Genomic DNA, 18,592 nt, shown 5'->3' with positions numbered 1-18,592 from the left:
ACCTTGAGCCGATGGGACGAATAAGCGTAAGCGTTTCGGGGCTCCCATCGTGTCTCAACCGTATAGAGAGAGGGTTTATTTCGAAGCTGATTAGCCTTATAAAGAAGGATATTTTATGGGATTTACCACCAAAGCATTGCATGCCAAACCTGCACACAAAGACCAACACGGCGCAATGCGCTTCCCCATCTACCAATGTTCAGCGTTTGAGTTTGAAAAATCAGAAGACCTTGAAGCTGTTTTCAAAGGTCAAAAGATGGGGCATGTCTACACACGCTCTTCCAACCCGTCTATCGAGGAGTTTGAGCTCAAAGTCAAAGCGATCAGCGGTGCGTTTGGCGTCATTGCAACCGCAACAGGGATGGCGGCGATTGCGAACGCGCTTTTTGCACTGGTCAAAAGTGGCGATAACATCATCACTACCCAGTACCTTTTTGGCAATACACTCTCGCTTTTCCAAACACTTTTCAGTGATTTTGGCGTGGAAGTGCGTTACGTGGATTTGAGCGATGTTGAGGCGATTCATGCGAATATTGATGCTAAAACACGTCTGCTTTTTTGTGAGAGCGTGAGCAATCCTCAGCTGATCGTGCCTGATTTTAGTGCGATAAAAGTGGTGTTAAAAGAGCAGCATGTGCCTTTAGTTGTCGACACAACGGCAACCCCTTGGAATATTTTTGACGCCAAAAAGCACGGTGTTGACATTGAGATTATCTCTGCAACCAAATACATCAGTGGTGGTGGGCATGTTTTGGGCGGTTTGATCGTCGATAACGGTACCTTTAACTGGAAAAACCACGCAACACTGGAGCCTTTCTTCAAAAAATTTGGCCCGTTTGCTTTCATGGCGCGCCTTCGTAAAGAGACCTTCCGCAATTTAGGCTCCGCGCTTACGGCGCAAAGTGCCTATTTACTCTCCTTAGGTCTTGAAACGCTGGACTTAAGGGTGCAAAGAAGCTGTCAAAACGCCCTAGCTGTGGCAAAACATCTGCAAAGCAAGGCTGAGATTATCAGCGTGGAGTATCCGTTTTTGGAAAACTCGAACTATTTTGCCAACGCGTCTAAGCAGTTTAGTGGCGGTGGTGGTATCGTCAGCTTTAGCTTTAGCGATAAAGAGGCAACCTATGCCTTTTTAAACCGTTTGAACATCATCAAACGAGGCACGAACGTCCAAGACAATAAATCCTTGGCGATTGCAACATACCATACGATTTACGCGGAATATTCCGATGAGCAAAAGGCGGCTTATGGGCTTACCGAGGGCATGATTCGCCTCTCTGTGGGCATTGAAGATTTGGAAGATTTGCTCGCAGACATCGACCAAGCATTAGCCCAATAAGACATTTTGAGTGAATCACATAAAAGAGTTCTTGCAGAACTCTCTAACACGCTTTTAAAGCAAAGCTTTAAAGCTACGTTAACACTAGGTTTTCTTCGGCAGAAAGCCCACGCACTTTTAGTGCTTTTTTTCTTGCAAATTGAGTTTTGCAAGAAGTCTAAAGATTTGATTCACTCAAAAGCGGTCGTTTTAAAGTAAAAAAAGTAAACATGGTGTAGAATTTCATCGCGCTGGTGTAGCTCAGTTGGTAGAGCAGTTGATCCGTAATCAACAGGTCGGGGGTTCGAGCCCCTTCACCAGCTCCAGCCTCTCACGAAATTCCCCATGTTTTGAATGCTAAACGTTTAATTCCCTACCTTTTCGCTTTACATGTAACGAAAAGTTAAAAGTTTAGCCCTGACCCCTATTTGAGCGTAGCGTGGGCTCACTGCCGAAGTGAACTCAGCGTTAGCGTAGCTTTAAAGCTTTGCTTTAAAAGCGTGTCAAAGATGAACGGTGCCCTATTTTGGGCTAACACGAAACGTAAAGACTTTTACTCTTTAGACGTCGAATCCTGAATAAAAGAGAAATAAAAAATGAAAATTGCACTCTTAATGAGCGGCGGCATAGATTCTAGCTACTCCGCTTATTTACTCAAAAACCAAGGTCATGAGGTCATTGGCATCTATCTCAAACTTCACGAGGATGAGAAAAAACATGCCATCAACATCGCCAACATTGAAAAAGTCAGCCATCATTTGGGCATTGAGACCCATATCATCGATGCCAAAGTGCTGTTTAAAGAGCATGTCTATGACTACTTTGTGAGATCCTACGAACAAGGTAAAACCCCCAATCCCTGTGCTTTTTGCAATCCAAAAATGAAGTTTGGATTTGCCTTTGAAAAAGCGATGGAGATGGGTTGTGAGAAAATTGCGACAGGGCATTATGCGCGCGTTGAAAATGGGCATATCCAAGAAGCATTTGATATGTCAAAAGACCAAAGTTATTTTCTCTTTGGACTGAAAAAAGAGGTGATCGAGAAGATCATTTTCCCACTGGGCGGCATGCTGAAAAATGACATCAAACCCATTGCCCTCAAAGAATTACCATGGCTTGGTACGCTTGAGAGCTACAAAGAGTCGCAAGAGATCTGTTTTGTGACGGACACCTACATTGACATTTTGAAAAAACATATCAACGTCGATCAAAAAGGGTTGATTAAAGATGTCGAAGGCAACGTGATTGGCGAACACAAAGGCTACATGCACTACACGATCGGCAAACGCAAAGGCTTGACCATCAAAGGAGCGCATGACCCTCACTTTGTTGTGAACATCGACGCGAAGACCAATACGGTGATCGCAGGAACCAAAGAAGATCTCATTCAAACCAAAGTGGTCGCAGAGAATTTTTCGCTAGGTGAAGATTTTCAAGAAGGTGAATACGGTGTCAAAGTACGCTATAGAAGTGCAAAAACCAAAGCGCATGTGAGCGTTGTGGATGGCAAGATCATCGCCGAGCTTCACGAGGGCGTTTACGGACTCGCAAGCGGTCAAGCGCTCGTTGTCTACCAAGACGACCTCGTCATCGGCGGCGGTTGGATCGAAGCGTAACGCGTCTTAGAGCCATTGTAACGATGGCTCAGCACTTTACATGTAAACCTTTATAAAATTCCAACTATCAGTAAAAAGGCCACACTACCTAGCATCCATGCGACCACCAAACGAATAAACTCAATGCTCACTTTTTGAAGATAGTGCTTCCCAATAAACGTGCCCACAAATGCACTCACAATCGCCACCAAAATCATCTGCCACTGCGAAAGTGCCATCTCCCAGTGTTTTGCATACAAACTCAACCGTGAAAGATCAACAACCACCGCGATGCTCACGCCTGTGGCTAAAAAGACCTCTTTGGAAAGTGCATTTTGCGTTAAAAAAAGACTCCGAAACGCGCCTTGATGACCGCTGAGTCCTCCAAAAAAACCACTCAGCATTCCTCCTAGCCAAAGCTTTTTAAAGGCATTGGGAACGCGAAGGGTTGGGCTAGACTCCACAACCAAAAACAGTACGATCACCAAACCAATGATCACGTTAAGCGGCACAATCTTACATGTAAAACCCCAAAGGGTATACGTAAAACTCCATTGCCATGTGCTTAAAAGCTCCAAACTCCACGCACCCAAAAGGGCAAAAACAACCGCAGGCACGCCAAAGCGTAGTAAGATGGACGTATCACAATGTTTGAGCAGGAGAAAGAATTTTAAAAGGTTATTGGAAAAATGGACAATCGCCGTAATCGCAATGGCGATAGGAAGCGGAAAAAAAAGCGCGATAATGGGCATCAACAGCGTACCAAGCCCAAACCCAGAAAAAAAGGTAAGCAACGAAGCTATCAAAGCGACACAGGCGACAAGAAAAATCTCCATAAAAATCCTTTACATGTAAAGAGGATTTTACCCCTCTTTTTTCCAAATATTCGCCAAAATAAGCACACTCATCAAAAGGATTGAGCTCACCATAATGCCGCCCATCGCAAAGATGAGATAGACGAGTTCTGGGATAAATTTTGAAAACCACCATGAGAAAATATCTAAAAACGCACCGCCAAAAGAGGCGATGATCAGCACACTTCGCACACTTTCTTTATACGTAGTATAGGCAAACATAACGCTAATTAAAATTAAAAATGTCGAAATTCCAAACATATGAATATGCGCTTGCTTAGACATCTTAGACCATGAGTAACCCGCCTCCGTATGCGTCAATACCTGCTCATACGTATCAAACGGCATTGAAGGAATGGCTCTGCTCATTTTGGAGGTTTTACTGTGACAATTCGCACAATCATTTTGAATGATTTTCCATGCGTCATCATACACTTTGCCCTCTTTCTTAGCGCCCTCTTTGATCCAGTTGTGTACGGTGTCTATATCTGCATCATCCGTTACTTCTTTGTACATACTCCCTTTCATCGCAGAAACGATAGAAGGCATGGTGTATTTGTTTTGTATCTGAGAAACGGTAGGAATATTAAACCCTGCTTTTTCACCCGATAACTCTAACCCTAAGAGAATAACCGATGAAATGGTTGCTGTTATCACAAAGAGCAAAAACAGCGAAATCGCTGTTTTTGCCTGTGTGTTGAGTTGTTGAATCGACACACCCTCTCCTTTTATTTAAAGCGAAGCTCAATCGCTCCATCATGATAAACATGATTGATTTGACTGTTATCAAACGCCGAGACCGCAAAGAAATAGGACTTTTTCAAATCATTAAACTGAACGTCTTGTTCCGCTGATTTTGGATGCGTTGTCACCAAAGGACGTTTAAAGACCAAGGTCCACTTTCCATCTTTCCAAACCGCCTTGGTTGCAATATCGCCAGCTGAGCCATCGTGTTGTGTCACAATCGCACCAGGAATTCTATCGCCTGCTTTAAAGGTATCAACAAAGGGAACTTTGTTATCCTCTTTGATAGAACCAACCGCATTGTCTTTAGCATCTTTGTTCATAAATGCAGGAGCTGTTTTGGCGTCATTGATATTGTTTTTATAGCCACCTTTGGTTTGTTCATCCCCTTTTCTACCCCACTCTTTGGAGAGTTTTGGATCATTGGTGCTATCGACAAATTGGTCATGGGTTTGATCAAATGAGAGCCCTGTCCTAACACCTTTCCAATGCCACATATCGAGAAATTCGCCTGGATTGTTGGTATATTTTCGACCCGCTGAAGAGTCTGCAAAGCCATTATTCATGCCCTCTTTGGTAAGATGACAGGCAACCGCACACCCTTTTTTATCAAAGCCTTTAGTGCTGATATTCCAGTAAATTGCCGCTTTATCTTCGTAATACGTATTGTCATGCCCTGTTTGATCAGGCGCTTTAAGCTGCTTCCATGAGCCATCGGCTTGTTTTTCCCATGGCATACGATCAACACTCAAAGTTGGATCATCATACTGGTATTTCACATAAATGTTTTTATCATCGTACAAGGATTGAATGACCGCATTCGATTTGAGCATACCTTTATAACCCTCTGGCACGTACGGTGTTTGATCCAAAACAACGGTGACTGCTTTTGCTTTTGCCCATGCCGCATCGCTTGCATCCATAGAAGCTGGCGTGCCTTTAACACTCTCTAACGTTGCAATGCCCGCTGCAAAGGCACTTGTTCCTACTAAAATGACCGATGCCAAAACGATAGAAGAAAATTTCTTCATGTAAAACTCCTTTTGTGTAAATGTGAAAAGAAGTATCACATTGTTTTATTTCGTCAACATTAACGCTTCATTAATTTTTTTTAATATTTCTTTAGCTACGATGAAAGGATGAAACTCTTAATCATTGAAGATGACCCAAAAATTATCGCTTTTGTTCAAAAAGGACTCCAAGAAGAGGGTTTTATCGTCGATACTGCGAGTGATGGTGAAGAAGGACTTTATCTTGCGGAGCAGTATTCGTATGACCTTCTCATTGTTGATTGGATGTTGCCAAAACTCGATGGATTGAAGATTTGTGAAAAACTCCGCGATCAAAAAATCGTTACACCCATCTTGATGCTCACCGCTAAAACCAATGTGGAAGAGCGCGTCACAGGGCTTAGTTGTGGAGCAGATGACTACTTGGTCAAACCCTTTGTCTTTGCCGAATTGGTGGCACGTGTACGCTCTTTGCTTCGCCGTTCATCGTATAATTTCAATGAGTGCTTGCGTCTTGATACCCTTGAAGTCAATGTTTCCAAACGCATCGTAACCCGTTCTCAAAAGCCGATTTCGCTGACGTCTAAAGAATTTGACATTTTGGTGTATCTGCTACTCAATCAAAACAATATTATCACCCACACCCAACTCCAAGAAAAAATTTGGGGTATTAATGAAGCGACTTCAAGCAATATCATTAACGTTTTTATCCACCATCTGCGCCATAAAATAGACAGCAAAGGCGAGAAGCCTCTTATTAAAACCATTCGTGGTTCTGGCTATAAAATAGAGTCGTGCTAGAATGGAGATTATCCTCTTTGTTTACGGTCTCTCTTTTTTTATCTTAGGCGTTTTGGTTTTATTTGTTAGAACAACCGATAGCGCAATCTTTTTTGCACGAAAGATTTGGCTTTTAGGTATCTTTGCCATTTTGCATGCCTTCGTGGAGTGGGTTTTTCTTTACATGTATCTCTACCCCCAATACGAACCTCTTTTAAGCCCTCTAAAGTTTGTTCTTCTGCTCTTCTCTTACCTCTTTTTATTTGAATTTTCACGTTTTATCGTACGTGAAAGCTTTAAAAACCAGAGCTCTAAACTTCATTTTTTACACACGCTTTATGCCGCACCGGTTATTTATGTCATCAGTCTCTCTAGCTTGTTAACCCTGATTTTGATTCACCCATCCCTAGATGATGCCATTGCTGCCATTCGTTACACGTACGGTTTTGTTGGCTCTTTACTTCTGGGTATTGGGCTTTACTATTATGGGGAGTCGCTGAAAAAGAGTGAGTACGTCGAACGCCTCAAAATTTACTTTAAAATCCCAGGCGTTGCCTTTATCGTTTATGCACTTTTAGCGGGAATCGCCGTCTCACCAACGCACTATTTCCCAGGGAACATCATCAACACAGCATGGTTTTTAGAAACTTTTGGCATCCCTGTGCAGTTTTTTCGAGCCCTGTGTGCGTTGGTCATTACGATCTGTTCTATTAAGGCGTTGCAAATTTTTAGCGATGAAACGCATCTTAAGATGCTCCAATCGCTTCGGCAGATCAAACGCTTCTCTTCGGATGTTTCCCATGAACTCAAAACGCCCTTAACGGCGATGAAAGGGGAACTCGAAGTCGCCCTTAAAGAGCCTCGCACAAACGAGGAGTACCAAACGATTTTATACTCCAATCTGGAAGAGGTCGATACCTTGCAAAGCATCGTCAAAAACCTTCTTATGCTCACGTACCTTGAAAAAGAGTCGCTTAAAAGTAAATTTACACAACATCATTTGGATGATGTGCTTCTTAAAGCCATCGAAGATCTCATCGTCATTGGATCTCAGAAAAATATTACCTTTGAAATAAGAGAACTGGAAAATCTCATCGTCATTGGCGATGAGATTTTATTGAAAACGGTTTTTTCCAACCTGATTGAAAATGCGATCAAATACAGCTCGTACCATACTACGATTTTCATTTCACTCACATCGGCAAATCAGATGGCGCATTTTCGGATTGAAGATGAAGGCAATGGGATTGATGAAGAGAAGCTTCACCTCATCTTTGAGCGCTTTTACCGTGCGGATGATTCACGCTCAAAACAGATCAAAGGATTTGGACTAGGATTGTCCATTGTTCAGCAAATCGTTGATGTGCATGATGGCACCATCACGGTCAAAAACCGACACCCTCAAGGGCTTGAAATAAACGTAATGCTCCCACTAGCTCCCTCCAAGTAGTTCAGCTTCTTTGAGTAGGCACACTTAATGCAATTTACAGTGGTCGATTACGCAACGATGACTTGGTCTTTGCCTGCTTTTTTCGCTTCGTACAGGGCAATATCGACTTTATGCACCAATCCGTCTTGGCTCTCCAAACTGGTGAGCTCTCCTAGTCCTATGCTGACCGTGAGTTTCTTTTGCAATATCTCTTGCAACAGCGCGTCTTCCCTGATGGCATAGCAAATTTTTTGTGCAATTTCCATCGCTTTTGAAGGCGTAACATCGACCAGTAAAAGGGCAAACTCTTCGCCACCCCAGCGCGCGATGATGTCTGAACTTCTCAACTCCGTGCGCAAAATCTCAGCCACTCGCATCAACGTGTCATCGCCTACAAGATGCCCAAATGTGTCATTGACCTCTTTAAAATCATCAATATCAATGAGCAAAAGGGTAAGTCTGTTAACCCCTTTTTTATAGAGCTTGTAAAATTTTTCAAACTGTTCGTTAAACTTTCTACGGTTCGCCAGTCCTGTGAGTGCGTCTTCGCTCGCCAGTTGAATCAACTGTTGTTGGTAAATATTGATCGTGTAGATGATGATGAGCGTGACCAAAAGCGTGACCAAAAGTGAGATGGTGAGATTGACGTAAAAGGTCTTTTTGAGTTCGCCTATGTACTCATTTTTGTTGATCTCAACAAAAAGATGCAGTTTGAGTTTTTCGATGTATTTGGTGTTGAGCAGGTATTCGCCCTCTTTACCTTTATACTCAAATTGGCTCTGCTCACCTTTAAAAACGCTCTCTTTGATCTCTTTAAGACCTTCGATAGTGCCGATGTTTCCTCGTTTGTTCAGCCCCTTGGCAAAAAGCGTTATTTCACCCTTTTCAGAGACAAAATAGACATCGTATTTGTACTTGGTTTTAAAGGAGTTGAGCATCGCTTCGATATTCATGATTTTCACGCCCACACCTGTCACACCAATGATCTCGTTTTTATAGTCCATCACTTTGTAGTTGATAAACATGATGAGCGAGTCACTGAGGTTCGCATTGTAATCCAGATTGATCTCGTAAGGCTCACTTTGTCCCATAAAACGAAAATACCACGCATCCGCACTGTTTTCTTTATTCACCACATCGATAAGACCGCGTGCATGGTAGTAGTTTTTGGTTTTTTCTGAGACCAAGAAGGTGGTGAAAATATCGTATTTCTGCTGAATCTCGGTAAGATAGCGCACGATCCCGTTCATGTCGGTTTCGCCCTCCATCAGCCAATCGCGCAAAAAAGTGTCATGCGACATCAACGACGAAACCAAAAGTGGCTCGATCATACGTTGCTGAATTTCGGTGTAGATATTGTCCACCGAAAGTGGCAACGACGTGTTTTGCAGCTGCGCTTGCGTGTCACGCACATTTTTCAGGTAATTAATGATCGAACCCGTGATAGAGACGCCTAAAAGCAGCCCTGCTATGATGAGTACAACTTTGGTTTTTAATCGCATCGCCGCTCCTTATGGTGTGCGATTATAACACAAAATCAGTAACATTATGAGCCCAAAAACACCACAATTTCATCGACACTGAGAAGTTTTCCACTGCTTACAACCGTGCCATCTATTACCAAAGCAGGCGTTGATGTGATGCCGTACGCCATGATTTTCATAATATCTTCGACTTTTTCAACCTGTGCAAACATCCCCTTTTTCGCCACCGCTTCTTTTACATGTAAGGTTAACGCTTGGCATTTTGAACAGCCGGTTCCGAGTATTTCGATTTTCATTTTTTCTCCTTGTTTCTTTTGTATTCATCCAAAAATTCTTTGGCATTGTCGCCGCGCAAAAAGTCTGCGGTTTTGAGCAGCCCATCATTGAGGTATTGTGCGTTGTAGCCGTTTTGCACGAGAAAGAGGCGCGCGATGTTGGATCTGTCATTATGAGGACAGGCTGTGATGATGAGCTTATCTTTGGGCAATTCATTCAGCCGTTTTGGAAGTTCGTTTAACGGGATATTTTTGGCAAAATTCATATGCCACACTTCAAACTCTTCACGAAAACGAATATCCACTAAAATCGCCTTACCCTCTTCCACAAGAGCGAGCATATCGGGCGTTTTGATCTTCATCGCTTCGCGTTCTTTATAGTCAAATTTTGAAAGGTACTCCTCAAAACTTACCGGTTTCAACTCCGCTGCATGGACTAACCCCACTATAGCCAACAGAACAAACATCACTTTTTTCATTTTGACTCCTTATAAAATGGCGTTAAACAGATATCCGATCCCCATAATGCCCAGTGCGACAATGCCAAAAAACGTCGCAATCAGCTTTACATGTAAGATGCGCTTTAGGATCATCGCTTCAGGCAGACTAAGGGCAGTGATCGCCATCATAAAGCTCAAAGCGGTACCCAAGAGCATCCCTTTAGACGTTAAAACTTCAATCAAAGGCATCACCCCTGCAGCATTGGAGTACATCGGAACGCCCAAAATGACGGCGAGTGGCACACTGTACCATGTATTGCTTCCTGCGTATTGCACAATGAATTCAGTCGGAATGTAGCCGTGAATAAACGCCCCAATGCCCACGCCGATCATCACATAAAGATAAATCTTCTGCACAATATCCATCGTATATGCCCATGACTCTTTGACTCTTTTTTGTAGTGTAATTTTAATCTCAACATTTTCCAAATCCCCACTCATTGGCACAACAGGGATGAGGACATACTTTTCCATGCCAAGACGACCTACTACAAAACCGCCAATAATGGCAACCAAAAGTCCAAATCCGATGTAGAGTGCCGTGATTTTCCACCCAAAAAGCCCAAAGAGAAGCGCTATCGCCACTTCGTTGTTCATAGGAGAGGAAATCAAAAAGCTAAAGGTAATACCAAGCGGAATGCGTGCTTGCATAAACCCTAAAAAAAGCGGAATAGCCGAACAGCTACAAAACGGGGTGATAATACCAAAAAGTGCGGCTAAAATATTGCCCGTAAATTCGCTTTTACCTTGCAAATAGACCCTGACTTTTTCGGTATTAAAATAGGTTCTAAGAAAACTGACCGCAAAAATAATCAATACTAAAAGAATATAAATTTTCACCGTATCGAAGATAAAAAAGTGCAACGCCTGAGCTTTTTGCGTACTTGCATCCAATCCTAAAAGCCCGAACACCAAGGCATCAACGATTTTTTCCCACCAATCAAACATCTTCGTGCTCCTTATAAAATAATCTTTTGCTCTTTCAACTTAACAATTAACTGTTTATAACTCACTGCTCCAATATGTCTGTCCGCTTCCGCCCCTTTGCCATCAAGGTAAATTTGTGTCGGAATCATCTGTATCCTGTAATCGCGGGTTGCTTGTTGGTCTTTGTAAACCTCGACAAAATAGATTGCACTTTTGGGGTGCTCTTGTTTGGCACGGTAGAGGAGTTTTCCCATCTCAACACACGAAGCACAACTGGTTGAACCAAACTCGATGAGCATCGGCGTTTTAGCGATGTGAGAAGCAATTTGGGCATACGGTGTTGCTTCTAATATTGAAGATGCTTCTTGTGTCTTTTGTACAGGAGATGCCATCGGCGTTTTGGATTCGACTTTCGCCTCACCGCAACCGACCAAAAGAAGGGTTAATACACTTAAAATCATCGTTTTCTTCATCTGTTTTCCTAAAATACACGGTACGCTTGGTAGAGAAAATAAACGCCAATCCCCACCAAAACCACAACAAAAAAGCCGTTAATCACACGACTCACCTTGTTGATCTTGCGACTTGAAACGACACTTTGCGTAAAACCAAGTGAGGTTCCTGCCACCAAAAGCAACATGCCATGCCCCAACGCAAACGCCAAGACAAGGGCGTACGAATAGACCCAACCGCTCTGACTTGCAATGGTGATGATGGCAACCAAGGGTGCGGATGCACATGGCGTGCTCACCAGCCCAAAAATAAGCCCGATGATCACCGCACCCAACAGTTTAAATCTCAAAAATTTTCGTGCCACTGTCTCTTTATCGAAGCCTTGAATCCATCCAAGCGCGTACGCAACCACCGTAAATGTGGCAAGTGCTGCCAGCAGATACGCCCAAAAAGGGGCTAAAGAGAGCATCATGCCCATTTTAGAAACCAGAAGCATCAAGAGTGAAAAGCTGATGACCAAGCCTAAAACAAATAACAGCGAATACTGGTAAATAAAGACTTTTTTTTGCTTGGCACTGAGATCTTTTGAAAGTCCCAAAGCACTACCTGCAAGCAGGGGAAGGGTAATGATGGAACACGGAGCGAGCGAGGTTAATAGACCGATGCCAAAGGAAGCCACAATCGCCCATGCCCCAAACTGTGAGATCATCTCTATGAGCATCTGCTCTACATTCATGAGAGTTTTTCTTTGATAATCGGTAAAAGTTCGGCTTCAATCGCTTTACATGTAAGAATAAACGCGCCGTAATCTTTGCCATCTGGATCGGAAAATCCGACATGGATTTTTGGAATAGGCTTAGGAAACATCGGACAGGTTTCATGGGCATGATCGCACACGGTCACGACCAAATCAAAGTTTACATGTAAAACCTCATCCAGCGTTTTAGAGTGATATTCGTCCCTCCAAATGCCTTCCTCTTCTAAAACTTGCTTTGCATAAGCGTTCACTTTAGCCGTTGCTTTTACTCCAGCACTTTGCGCCTCAATCCCTTCTAATTTAGCATTGACCAACGCTTCTGCGATAATGCTTCGGCAACTGTTTCCTGTACATAAAATCAGAACTTTTTTCATATCAAAACCTTTACATGTAAATCACGATAAGAATAGTAGCATAAAATTATCTTTATATCAAGATATATTGATATATTGTATCTCCAAATCTTTCAAGCTTCCTAGATGTCTTGTGCTAGGAAGCTTGAAAACCTCTTCTAAAGTGTCAATAAAACCAACAACAACACGGGTGGCGTGATGAGAAGTCCAAACTTTGAGTACTGCCAAAAACCGATTTTCACCCCTTTTTGTGCGAGTACATGTAACCATAAAAGGGTTGCTAACGAACCAAAAGGCGTCATTTTAGGGCCTAGGTTACACCCAATGATGTTGGCATACGCTAACGCATGATTGGGGATGTCATGCAAGGCGATGTCCATAATCATGACGGTGGGCATATTGTTCATCACAGCACTCAAAGCGGCGGCAATAAAGCCTGTTCCCACAATGGCGATGGTGTCACCTCGACTGTTTAAATCTTGAAGAATGAGGGTCAAATACTCTGTGAGTCCTGCGTTTTTAAGCCCATAGACCACGATGTAAAGCCCGATGCTAAACCACACCACTTGCCAAGGCGCCGTTGTAATAATTTTTTTAGGATGCACCACTTTAAAGGCATTGGCGATCAATAAAAAGATCAGCGCCCCACCCAGCGCAAAGACTGAAATAGGCAGATGGTACACATCCCCCACAAAATAACTTGCCAAAAGCAGTGCTAAAAACAGCCAAGCAATGTAAAAAAGCGGCTTACTTTTAAGAACCTCATCAGGGTGTTTTAGTAAGGTAATATCCACCTGCGCCACAATATCTTTGCGTAAAAACAGCCATAAAAATACGATAGAGATGAGCGTACTCGCCACATAAGGTACCATCATCACACTCAAATACTCTGCAAAACCGATGTGAAAATAGTTGGCGGTGACGATGTTCGTGAGGTTTGAAAAGACAAAGGGGAGTGAAGCCGAGTCGCTGATAAATCCACCTGCTAACAAAAAGGCAACAATCGTTTTCGTACCCAATTTTAAAAGGCGCATTTTCGCCAATAAAATCGGTGTCAAAATAAGTGCGGCTCCATCATTCGCAAACAAAGCAGAGATGAATGAGCCTAAAATAAGTGAATTGACAAACATTACATGCCCATTGCCACGAGAGAGCTTCGTCATCCAAATCGCACACCACTCAAAAAAGCCGATCTCATCGAGTACCATAGAGAGGATGATAATCCCGATAAACGCTAAAGTTGCATCCCAAACAATACTAGTCACCACCAGCACATCGGCAAAGCTCACAACACCCACCACCAAGGCAACCACAGCGCCTAAAACAGCAGCTGTGCCGATTTGTAACCCCTTAGGTTGCCAGATGACACACACCAAGGTCGTTAAAAAGAGAAGCGAGGCTAAAATCATGAAATACCTTTACATGTAAAACTATTTTGAGGCAGGTTTAGTTCAAGGTAGCCTATCTCTTCCAAACACACCAATCGAAACCGATCCAGTGGTGAGCGAATGGCATAATATGCCCATTTTCCGCGTCGATCGACTTTTAAAAACCCTGCGTCTTTGAGGATTTTGAGGTGCCGTGAGACGCGCGATTGAATCATAGTGAACGAACTTTCGATGTCGCAGACGCATACTTCACCATGGCGCGCGATAAACGCTAAGATCTGAATGCGTGTCTCATCGTTGAGCGCTCCAACCGTTTTTAAAAAAACATCCATGATGTCACCTTCGTCTTAAATCATTGCGATGAGTGTAACACAATATCTCTTTTATATCAAGATATATTGATGTAAAAGAGATGCGTACGCCCAATGAAACGCATAGGGAGACATATGCGTTTAGTATTGCGTTTCAGCCATCTCAATAAACGCTAAAACCGCTGCTTTAATCTCTTCTTTGACCACTCTGGTTTGCGCTAAATTCTCTTCATACGTTCCCGTAAACTGACTAGGGTCTTTAAAACTCCAATGAATTCTGCTTGTTTGACCTGGGAAAATAGGACATCGCTCACTATTGCCCTCATCGCACACCGTGACAACATAATGAAACAGTTTTCCATTTTTAAATAAATCAAACACCGATTGTGTTGCTTTACCTGTTATATCAATTCCCTCTTCTTTGAGTATTTCAACCGCAAGAGGGTTTACAATCCCAGGCTCCAACCCTGCACTTTGAACACTGAACTTTTCGCCACCGTATTTTCGAAGAAGCTCCTCCGCCATTTGACTGCGAGCGCTGTTGTGAATACACACAAATAAAACCTTGATCATCCTCTCTCCTTCTGCGTTTTTCTTTTGCAAGTCTGCACAGCTTACATAAGAAAATCTACAAAACGATTACAATGCTTTGCCTGTGTAAAAATGAAACTAATTTAAAATGATAAAAAGACGAAAAAATAAAGAGTGCCTACACATACATCATAACTTCAATATTAGTTATGTATTGAAACATATTGAATTTTATACATGAGCAGTAGAAGCGTTTTAACATAACAAATGTTTATAGTTTAACTTTTTATTTTTAGACTTTATTTAGACAAAACGCTCTAATCTAAACGTGACAACATCCCGTAAGGAGAAACATATGGAGATCGTAGAAGCAAAACAAACCAGACGAGATTTTTTTAAATTCTCGGCTTTGAGCCTTGGCGCAGTTGTGGCTACTCCATCCTTAATTGCAGGAACTGCACACCCTGGAATGTCTGTGTATGGAGGTTACACTAAAAACAGAGTTGGCTCTTTAGCACAGCTCAAAAAGACGGGAGAACTTGATTTTTCATACCCCGATGAAAACGCTTTGTGTAAAGCTGTCTATGTTAACAATGAAGTCAAAGCCTATAGCATTATCTGCACCCACAAAGGGTGCCCAACCGTTTACAACCAAGAAAAAGCGATGTTCGAATGCCCCTGTCATTTCACTAAATATGACGCAAAAAATAACGGGCAAATGGTCATCGGGCAAGCAACGGGAGCACTTCCACGTGTGCTTTTAGAGATCCGTGGCGATGACATTTTTGCCATGGGTGTTGATGGTCTTATTTTTGGCCGTATCAACAACAACGTAGGTTAAGGAGAAAAACATGGCACTTACTTTAAACGATAGACTCCCCATTCCTCCTAAAAATGCTGAAGTCAAAAATGTTACCTGTGAGTTTTGCATCGTTGGATGTGGCTATAAGTCTTATAAATGGCCACTTGGAAAGGAAGGAACCTACAAAGACAATGCCCTTGGCATCGATCTTTCGCAACAACAACCCACCTATGGTGAGTGGTGCAGTGAACGGATGTACAACACGATTACGGATCGTGATGGTGGAAAATACAATCTGATGGTCATCCCTGATCAAGCGTGTGTGGTCAACGTTGGGCAAAACTCTGTGCGTGGCGGTATGATGGGTGTTTCAACCTTCAACGCAGCCAGTCCGACCAGAGACAGACTCAAGGATCCTCAAATTTTTAGAGGCGGTATGCTGATGGAAAGCTCGTGGGAAGAAGCCACATCCATCATCGCAAAAGTCTATAAAAAAATCATCGACAACGACGGTGCGGATGAAATTTCGCATAAAACATTTGACCACGGTGGCGGTGGCGGTGGCTTTGAAAACACATGGGGAACAGGCAAGCTCTTTCACGCCGCTATTGGCACCGCATCGGCTTCGATTCACAATCGCCCTGCGTACAACTCTGAAGTGCATTCAAGCCGTGAAATGGGTGTGGGTGAGCTGAACAGCAGTTATTATGACACGAGTATTTCCGATACGATGCTTGTCATTGGGTGCAATCCTTATGAGTGTCAAACCAATCTTTTTAACCTTCACATGCAAGCCAATCTTGATGGCAGTACGCTTGAAGCCAAAAAGAAAGAGTATGACAAAGGGGAGAGTGTGAGCAAGGGGAAGATCATTTTTGTTGACCCTAGACGCACGGCGTCCATCACCAACTCGATTGCCATTGCAGGCAAAGAGAATGTCCTTCATCTTCAGATCAAACCAGGTCAAGATATTACCCTTATGAACGCCCTTGTGAGCTACATTATCGAGCAAGGCTGGGAAGCTAAAGAGTTCATTAAAAACCATACCGAGAACTTTGATGCAATGTACAAGGTCAATAAAGTCTCCCTCGAATACGCTTCTGCACTGACAAACATTAGCGTCTCTGACATCAAAAAAGCGGCCGAATGGATTGCAAAGCCAAAACCTAGTGGACACCGCCCTCGCAATGCGATTTACTATGAAAAAGGCATTATTTGGGGTATTAAGAACTACGAAAACGTCGCTTCCATCGTCAATTTAGCACTGCTGACCCACAGCGTGGGACGTGTGGGAACAGGCGTGTGTCGAGCTGGTGGTCACCAAGAAGGCTACACGAGACCTGAGTACCATGGACCAAGTAGGCAAAATCTAGCCGTCATCGACACCGACATCATCGAGGGGAAATACCTTGTCTATTCCATCTGGGGAACCAACCCGTTTGGGCAGTCTATCGCGACACAACGCCTTAGAAACGCGGTGAGTAAACGCAGTCAAATTGTCAAAGATGCGATCAATGGGTATCATGGAAACGACCTTGATGAACTCTGCGATATTATCTACAACGCATGTAAATCAGGCGGTCTTTTTGTGGTCGATGTGGACATCTACCCAACGCAATCGAGCGAGCGAGCACACATTGTATTGCCAGCGGCGACAACGATGGAGATGAACCTCACTTCGATGAGTGGTGAACGCAGAATGCGTCTGTCTGAGAAAGTGATGGACGCGCCAGGAACAGCAAAACCTGACTGTCTCATCGCAGCCGATATTGCCAATGCACTGAAAGCTGAGTACCTAAAATCTGGCAATAAAGTCATGGCAAAACGCTTTGAAGGCTTTGAGTGGAAAAACGAAGAAGATTCCTTCAAAGATGGTTTTGCAGGTCAGGGCTCTAAAATGGCAAGTCAAGGAGGCTCAACTGGGACGCTTGCTACGTATAAACTTTTAAGAGACGCTGGTAATAACGGTGTGCAACTTCCTATCGTTAAAGTCGAAAATGGCAAGCTTATTGGCACACGCCTCAACTACACCGATGGCAAATTTGGCACCAAATCAGGTCGTGCAACATTCTTATCAACACCTCAACCTGCCATGCCAAAACAGGTCGCGAAACAAGTCAAACGCTACAAATACTGGGTCAATACCGGTCGTATTAACGAAGTATGGCAGTCAAACTACCACACCGGTCGTCTTGAATTTACCGCCAAACGTTGGCCGATGGCTCCGCTTGAGATTCACCCGAGTGATGCTAAAGAGCTTGGCATTACCAGTGGTGATATTGTTCAACTGAATAACGATTATGGCTCCACGCGAGCAATCGCGATTGTCACCGATGCGGTACGTAAAGGCGAAGTGTTTGGGGCATTTGGTTTCCAAAACTCCATCATCAACGACCTCTGCACCGACTATGTCGATCCTGATACTAAAATTCCTTTCTACAAAGGAACTGCGGCAAACATCGTCAAAGTAGGACGCAGCGAAGGGCTTATCAAAGATATGACCTTCTTGGAACGCGCGTAAACAGAGGAGGTAGCTTAGGCTACCTCCTAACGTAAGAGCAACAATGGTTTTTGGGTTTGAGAGAGGATCTTAGCGGTAAAACTGCCCAAGAGGGCATCTCGTAAACGACTATGGCTAAACGCACCCATCGCCATTAAATCAATACCCTGTTTTTCTTGATACGCTAAAAGTGCCGCAACAGGCTCACCTTGAAGCGAAACGAAGACACTTTTGTGTAGCGCAGATTCGCCCAAAAGGGCACACGCTTCATTTAAAAGTTTTTCTGAAGCTTCTTTATCGTGATGCACATAAACGATGTGTCGCTCTATTTTGGCAAACAGCGGCTCGTTTAAAACCATCGCTAAGGCTTTTTTCGAACTGGGTGATCCATCATACGCGATGAGCACTTTTTGGGGAGTTTTAAATTCTTGATTGACCAGTAAAATGGGTACATGTAAAGAACGAATAATCTCTTCAACTTGCGTCCCAATCGAAAAATTATCTCTCTCATGGTCTTCGCCCCTGAGTCCAAGAACAAGCACGCGAATGGAAGATTCTATTACTCCCCCATCAAAATACAT

The 18,592-nt window shown here is 43.3% G+C and carries 20 protein-coding genes and 1 tRNA gene; 7 read left to right on the top strand and 14 right to left on the bottom strand.

Annotated elements, in window-relative coordinates; translation table 11 throughout:
• Nucleotides 1-115: 115 nt before the first annotated feature.
• From JU57_RS12440 to mnmA, 3 genes are all read left to right on the top strand, one after another.
• Entirely contained in the window at nt 116-1,339 is a 1,224-nt protein-coding gene (locus JU57_RS12440) for an aminotransferase class V-fold PLP-dependent enzyme (RefSeq protein ID WP_051906867.1), read from the top strand.
• A 229-nt stretch (nt 1,340-1,568) separates the two neighbouring features.
• Nucleotides 1,569-1,644, top strand: a tRNA-Thr gene (locus JU57_RS12430).
• Nucleotides 1,645-1,914: 270 nt separating this feature from the next.
• Nucleotides 1,915-2,934, top strand: a complete 1,020-nt coding sequence (mnmA, locus tag JU57_RS12425) for a tRNA 2-thiouridine(34) synthase MnmA (RefSeq protein WP_037961699.1) — start codon at nt 1,915-1,917, stop codon at nt 2,932-2,934.
• 50 nt (nt 2,935-2,984) lie between these two features.
• Here mnmA and JU57_RS12420 read toward each other — a convergent pair whose 3' ends face one another.
• Genes JU57_RS12420 through JU57_RS12410 form a run of 3 tightly spaced genes read right to left on the bottom strand, consistent with a single transcriptional unit; the run spans nt 2,985 to nt 5,542 of the window.
• The gene (locus JU57_RS12420) at nt 2,985-3,749 is read right to left on the bottom strand and encodes a sulfite exporter TauE/SafE family protein (RefSeq protein ID WP_037961697.1); all 765 of its coding nucleotides are present in this window, start codon (nt 3,747-3,749) and stop codon (nt 2,985-2,987) included.
• Nucleotides 3,750-3,776: 27 nt separating this feature from the next.
• Nucleotides 3,777-4,484, bottom strand: a complete 708-nt coding sequence (locus JU57_RS12415; protein WP_037961693.1) for a hypothetical protein — start codon at nt 4,482-4,484, stop codon at nt 3,777-3,779.
• 11 nt (nt 4,485-4,495) lie between these two features.
• Nucleotides 4,496-5,542, bottom strand: coding sequence for an ethylbenzene dehydrogenase-related protein (locus JU57_RS12410; RefSeq protein WP_037961690.1), 1,047 nt, complete (start codon nt 5,540-5,542; stop codon nt 4,496-4,498).
• A gap of 108 nt (nt 5,543-5,650) precedes the next feature.
• Between JU57_RS12410 and JU57_RS12405 the strand changes: the two genes are divergently transcribed.
• Both JU57_RS12405 and JU57_RS13830 read left to right on the top strand, forming a co-directional pair.
• Nucleotides 5,651-6,322, top strand: a complete 672-nt coding sequence (locus JU57_RS12405) for a response regulator transcription factor (RefSeq protein ID WP_037961684.1) — start codon at nt 5,651-5,653, stop codon at nt 6,320-6,322.
• A gap of 1 nt (nt 6,323) precedes the next feature.
• Nucleotides 6,324-7,751: a HAMP domain-containing sensor histidine kinase gene (locus JU57_RS13830; RefSeq protein WP_051906865.1), complete on the top strand. Its 1,428-nt coding sequence runs from the start codon at nt 6,324-6,326 to the stop codon at nt 7,749-7,751.
• A 47-nt stretch (nt 7,752-7,798) separates the two neighbouring features.
• Here JU57_RS13830 and JU57_RS12395 read toward each other — a convergent pair whose 3' ends face one another.
• From JU57_RS12395 to JU57_RS12350, 10 genes are all read right to left on the bottom strand, one after another.
• A complete protein-coding gene (locus JU57_RS12395) occupies nt 7,799-9,232 on the bottom strand; it encodes a sensor domain-containing diguanylate cyclase (RefSeq protein WP_037961682.1) in 1,434 nt (477 codons plus the stop codon).
• Between the two features lie 44 nt (nt 9,233-9,276).
• On the bottom strand, nt 9,277-9,510 hold the full coding sequence (locus JU57_RS12390; RefSeq protein WP_037961680.1) for a thioredoxin family protein: 234 nt from the start codon (nt 9,508-9,510) through the stop codon (nt 9,277-9,279).
• Nucleotides 9,507-9,968 carry a rhodanese-like domain-containing protein gene (locus tag JU57_RS12385; RefSeq protein ID WP_037961679.1) on the bottom strand — a complete coding sequence of 154 codons (462 nt, stop codon included), beginning with the start codon at nt 9,966-9,968 and terminating at the stop codon, nt 9,507-9,509. The genes JU57_RS12390 and JU57_RS12385 overlap by 4 nt, the downstream gene beginning before the upstream one ends.
• 9 nt (nt 9,969-9,977) lie before the next feature.
• Nucleotides 9,978-10,937: a permease gene (locus JU57_RS12380; protein ID WP_037961677.1), complete on the bottom strand. Its 960-nt coding sequence runs from the start codon at nt 10,935-10,937 to the stop codon at nt 9,978-9,980.
• Nucleotides 10,938-10,948: 11 nt separating this feature from the next.
• Nucleotides 10,949-11,389: a thioredoxin family protein gene (locus JU57_RS12375; RefSeq protein ID WP_037961675.1), complete on the bottom strand. Its 441-nt coding sequence runs from the start codon at nt 11,387-11,389 to the stop codon at nt 10,949-10,951.
• A gap of 8 nt (nt 11,390-11,397) precedes the next feature.
• Entirely contained in the window at nt 11,398-12,105 is a 708-nt protein-coding gene (locus tag JU57_RS12370) for a cytochrome c biogenesis protein CcdA (RefSeq protein ID WP_037961674.1), read from the bottom strand.
• The gene (locus tag JU57_RS12365) at nt 12,102-12,500 is read right to left on the bottom strand and encodes an arsenate reductase ArsC (RefSeq protein WP_037961672.1); all 399 of its coding nucleotides are present in this window, start codon (nt 12,498-12,500) and stop codon (nt 12,102-12,104) included. Before JU57_RS12365 ends, JU57_RS12370 begins: the two co-directional genes overlap by 4 nt.
• Nucleotides 12,501-12,637: 137 nt before the next feature.
• Nucleotides 12,638-13,888 carry an arsenic transporter gene (locus JU57_RS12360; RefSeq protein WP_037961669.1) on the bottom strand — a complete coding sequence of 417 codons (1,251 nt, stop codon included), beginning with the start codon at nt 13,886-13,888 and terminating at the stop codon, nt 12,638-12,640.
• Nucleotides 13,885-14,199, bottom strand: a complete 315-nt coding sequence (locus JU57_RS12355) for a metalloregulator ArsR/SmtB family transcription factor (protein ID WP_037961666.1) — start codon at nt 14,197-14,199, stop codon at nt 13,885-13,887. Before JU57_RS12355 ends, JU57_RS12360 begins: the two co-directional genes overlap by 4 nt.
• A 120-nt stretch (nt 14,200-14,319) precedes the next feature.
• Nucleotides 14,320-14,751, bottom strand: coding sequence for an arsenate reductase ArsC (locus JU57_RS12350; RefSeq protein ID WP_037961663.1), 432 nt, complete (start codon nt 14,749-14,751; stop codon nt 14,320-14,322).
• A gap of 313 nt (nt 14,752-15,064) precedes the next feature.
• Here JU57_RS12350 and JU57_RS12345 point away from each other — a divergent pair, with 313 nt between their 5' ends.
• Complete coding sequence (locus tag JU57_RS12345; RefSeq protein ID WP_037961659.1) at nt 15,065-15,550, top strand: arsenate reductase (azurin) small subunit; 486 nt, start codon at nt 15,065-15,067, stop codon at nt 15,548-15,550.
• Between the two features lie 10 nt (nt 15,551-15,560).
• A complete protein-coding gene (locus tag JU57_RS12340; protein WP_037961656.1) occupies nt 15,561-18,032 on the top strand; it encodes an arsenate reductase (azurin) large subunit in 2,472 nt (823 codons plus the stop codon).
• 26 nt (nt 18,033-18,058) lie between these two features.
• On the opposite strand, the gene JU57_RS12335 is transcribed toward JU57_RS12340, so the two are convergent.
• A partial coding sequence (locus JU57_RS12335) for a universal stress protein (protein WP_037961653.1) occupies nt 18,059-18,592 on the bottom strand: 534 nt, incomplete at its 5' end.

It is taken from the genome of Sulfurospirillum sp. SCADC (assembly GCF_000743525.1).
In the GTDB taxonomy this organism is placed as follows: Bacteria; Campylobacterota; Campylobacteria; order Campylobacterales; family Sulfurospirillaceae; genus Sulfurospirillum.
Note: the sequence above shows the minus strand (reverse complement) of the source record. Positions and strands in the feature narration are given on the sequence as shown.

What these genes read in the sequence shown, in the direction of transcription:
- JU57_RS12440 (WP_051906867.1), top strand. Translation starts at nt 116, where the DNA reads ATGGGATTTACCACCAAAGCATTGCATGCCAAACCTGCACACAAAGAC.
- mnmA (WP_037961699.1), top strand. Translation starts at nt 1,915, where the DNA reads ATGAAAATTGCACTCTTAATGAGCGGCGGCATAGATTCTAGCTACTCC.
- JU57_RS12420 (WP_037961697.1), bottom strand. Translation starts at nt 3,749, where the DNA reads ATGGAGATTTTTCTTGTCGCCTGTGTCGCTTTGATAGCTTCGTTGCTT.
- JU57_RS12410 (WP_037961690.1), bottom strand. Translation starts at nt 5,542, where the DNA reads ATGAAGAAATTTTCTTCTATCGTTTTGGCATCGGTCATTTTAGTAGGA.
- JU57_RS12405 (WP_037961684.1), top strand. Translation starts at nt 5,651, where the DNA reads ATGAAACTCTTAATCATTGAAGATGACCCAAAAATTATCGCTTTTGTT.
- JU57_RS13830 (WP_051906865.1), top strand. Translation starts at nt 6,324, where the DNA reads ATGGAGATTATCCTCTTTGTTTACGGTCTCTCTTTTTTTATCTTAGGC.
- JU57_RS12395 (WP_037961682.1), bottom strand. Translation starts at nt 9,232, where the DNA reads ATGCGATTAAAAACCAAAGTTGTACTCATCATAGCAGGGCTGCTTTTA.
- JU57_RS12390 (WP_037961680.1), bottom strand. Translation starts at nt 9,510, where the DNA reads ATGAAAATCGAAATACTCGGAACCGGCTGTTCAAAATGCCAAGCGTTA.
- JU57_RS12385 (WP_037961679.1), bottom strand. Translation starts at nt 9,968, where the DNA reads ATGAAAAAAGTGATGTTTGTTCTGTTGGCTATAGTGGGGTTAGTCCAT.
- JU57_RS12380 (WP_037961677.1), bottom strand. Translation starts at nt 10,937, where the DNA reads ATGTTTGATTGGTGGGAAAAAATCGTTGATGCCTTGGTGTTCGGGCTT.
- JU57_RS12375 (WP_037961675.1), bottom strand. Translation starts at nt 11,389, where the DNA reads ATGAAGAAAACGATGATTTTAAGTGTATTAACCCTTCTTTTGGTCGGT.
- JU57_RS12370 (WP_037961674.1), bottom strand. Translation starts at nt 12,105, where the DNA reads ATGAATGTAGAGCAGATGCTCATAGAGATGATCTCACAGTTTGGGGCA.
- JU57_RS12365 (WP_037961672.1), bottom strand. Translation starts at nt 12,500, where the DNA reads ATGAAAAAAGTTCTGATTTTATGTACAGGAAACAGTTGCCGAAGCATT.
- JU57_RS12360 (WP_037961669.1), bottom strand. Translation starts at nt 13,888, where the DNA reads ATGATTTTAGCCTCGCTTCTCTTTTTAACGACCTTGGTGTGTGTCATC.
- JU57_RS12355 (WP_037961666.1), bottom strand. Translation starts at nt 14,199, where the DNA reads ATGGATGTTTTTTTAAAAACGGTTGGAGCGCTCAACGATGAGACACGC.
- JU57_RS12350 (WP_037961663.1), bottom strand. Translation starts at nt 14,751, where the DNA reads ATGATCAAGGTTTTATTTGTGTGTATTCACAACAGCGCTCGCAGTCAA.
- JU57_RS12345 (WP_037961659.1), top strand. Translation starts at nt 15,065, where the DNA reads ATGGAGATCGTAGAAGCAAAACAAACCAGACGAGATTTTTTTAAATTC.
- JU57_RS12340 (WP_037961656.1), top strand. Translation starts at nt 15,561, where the DNA reads ATGGCACTTACTTTAAACGATAGACTCCCCATTCCTCCTAAAAATGCT.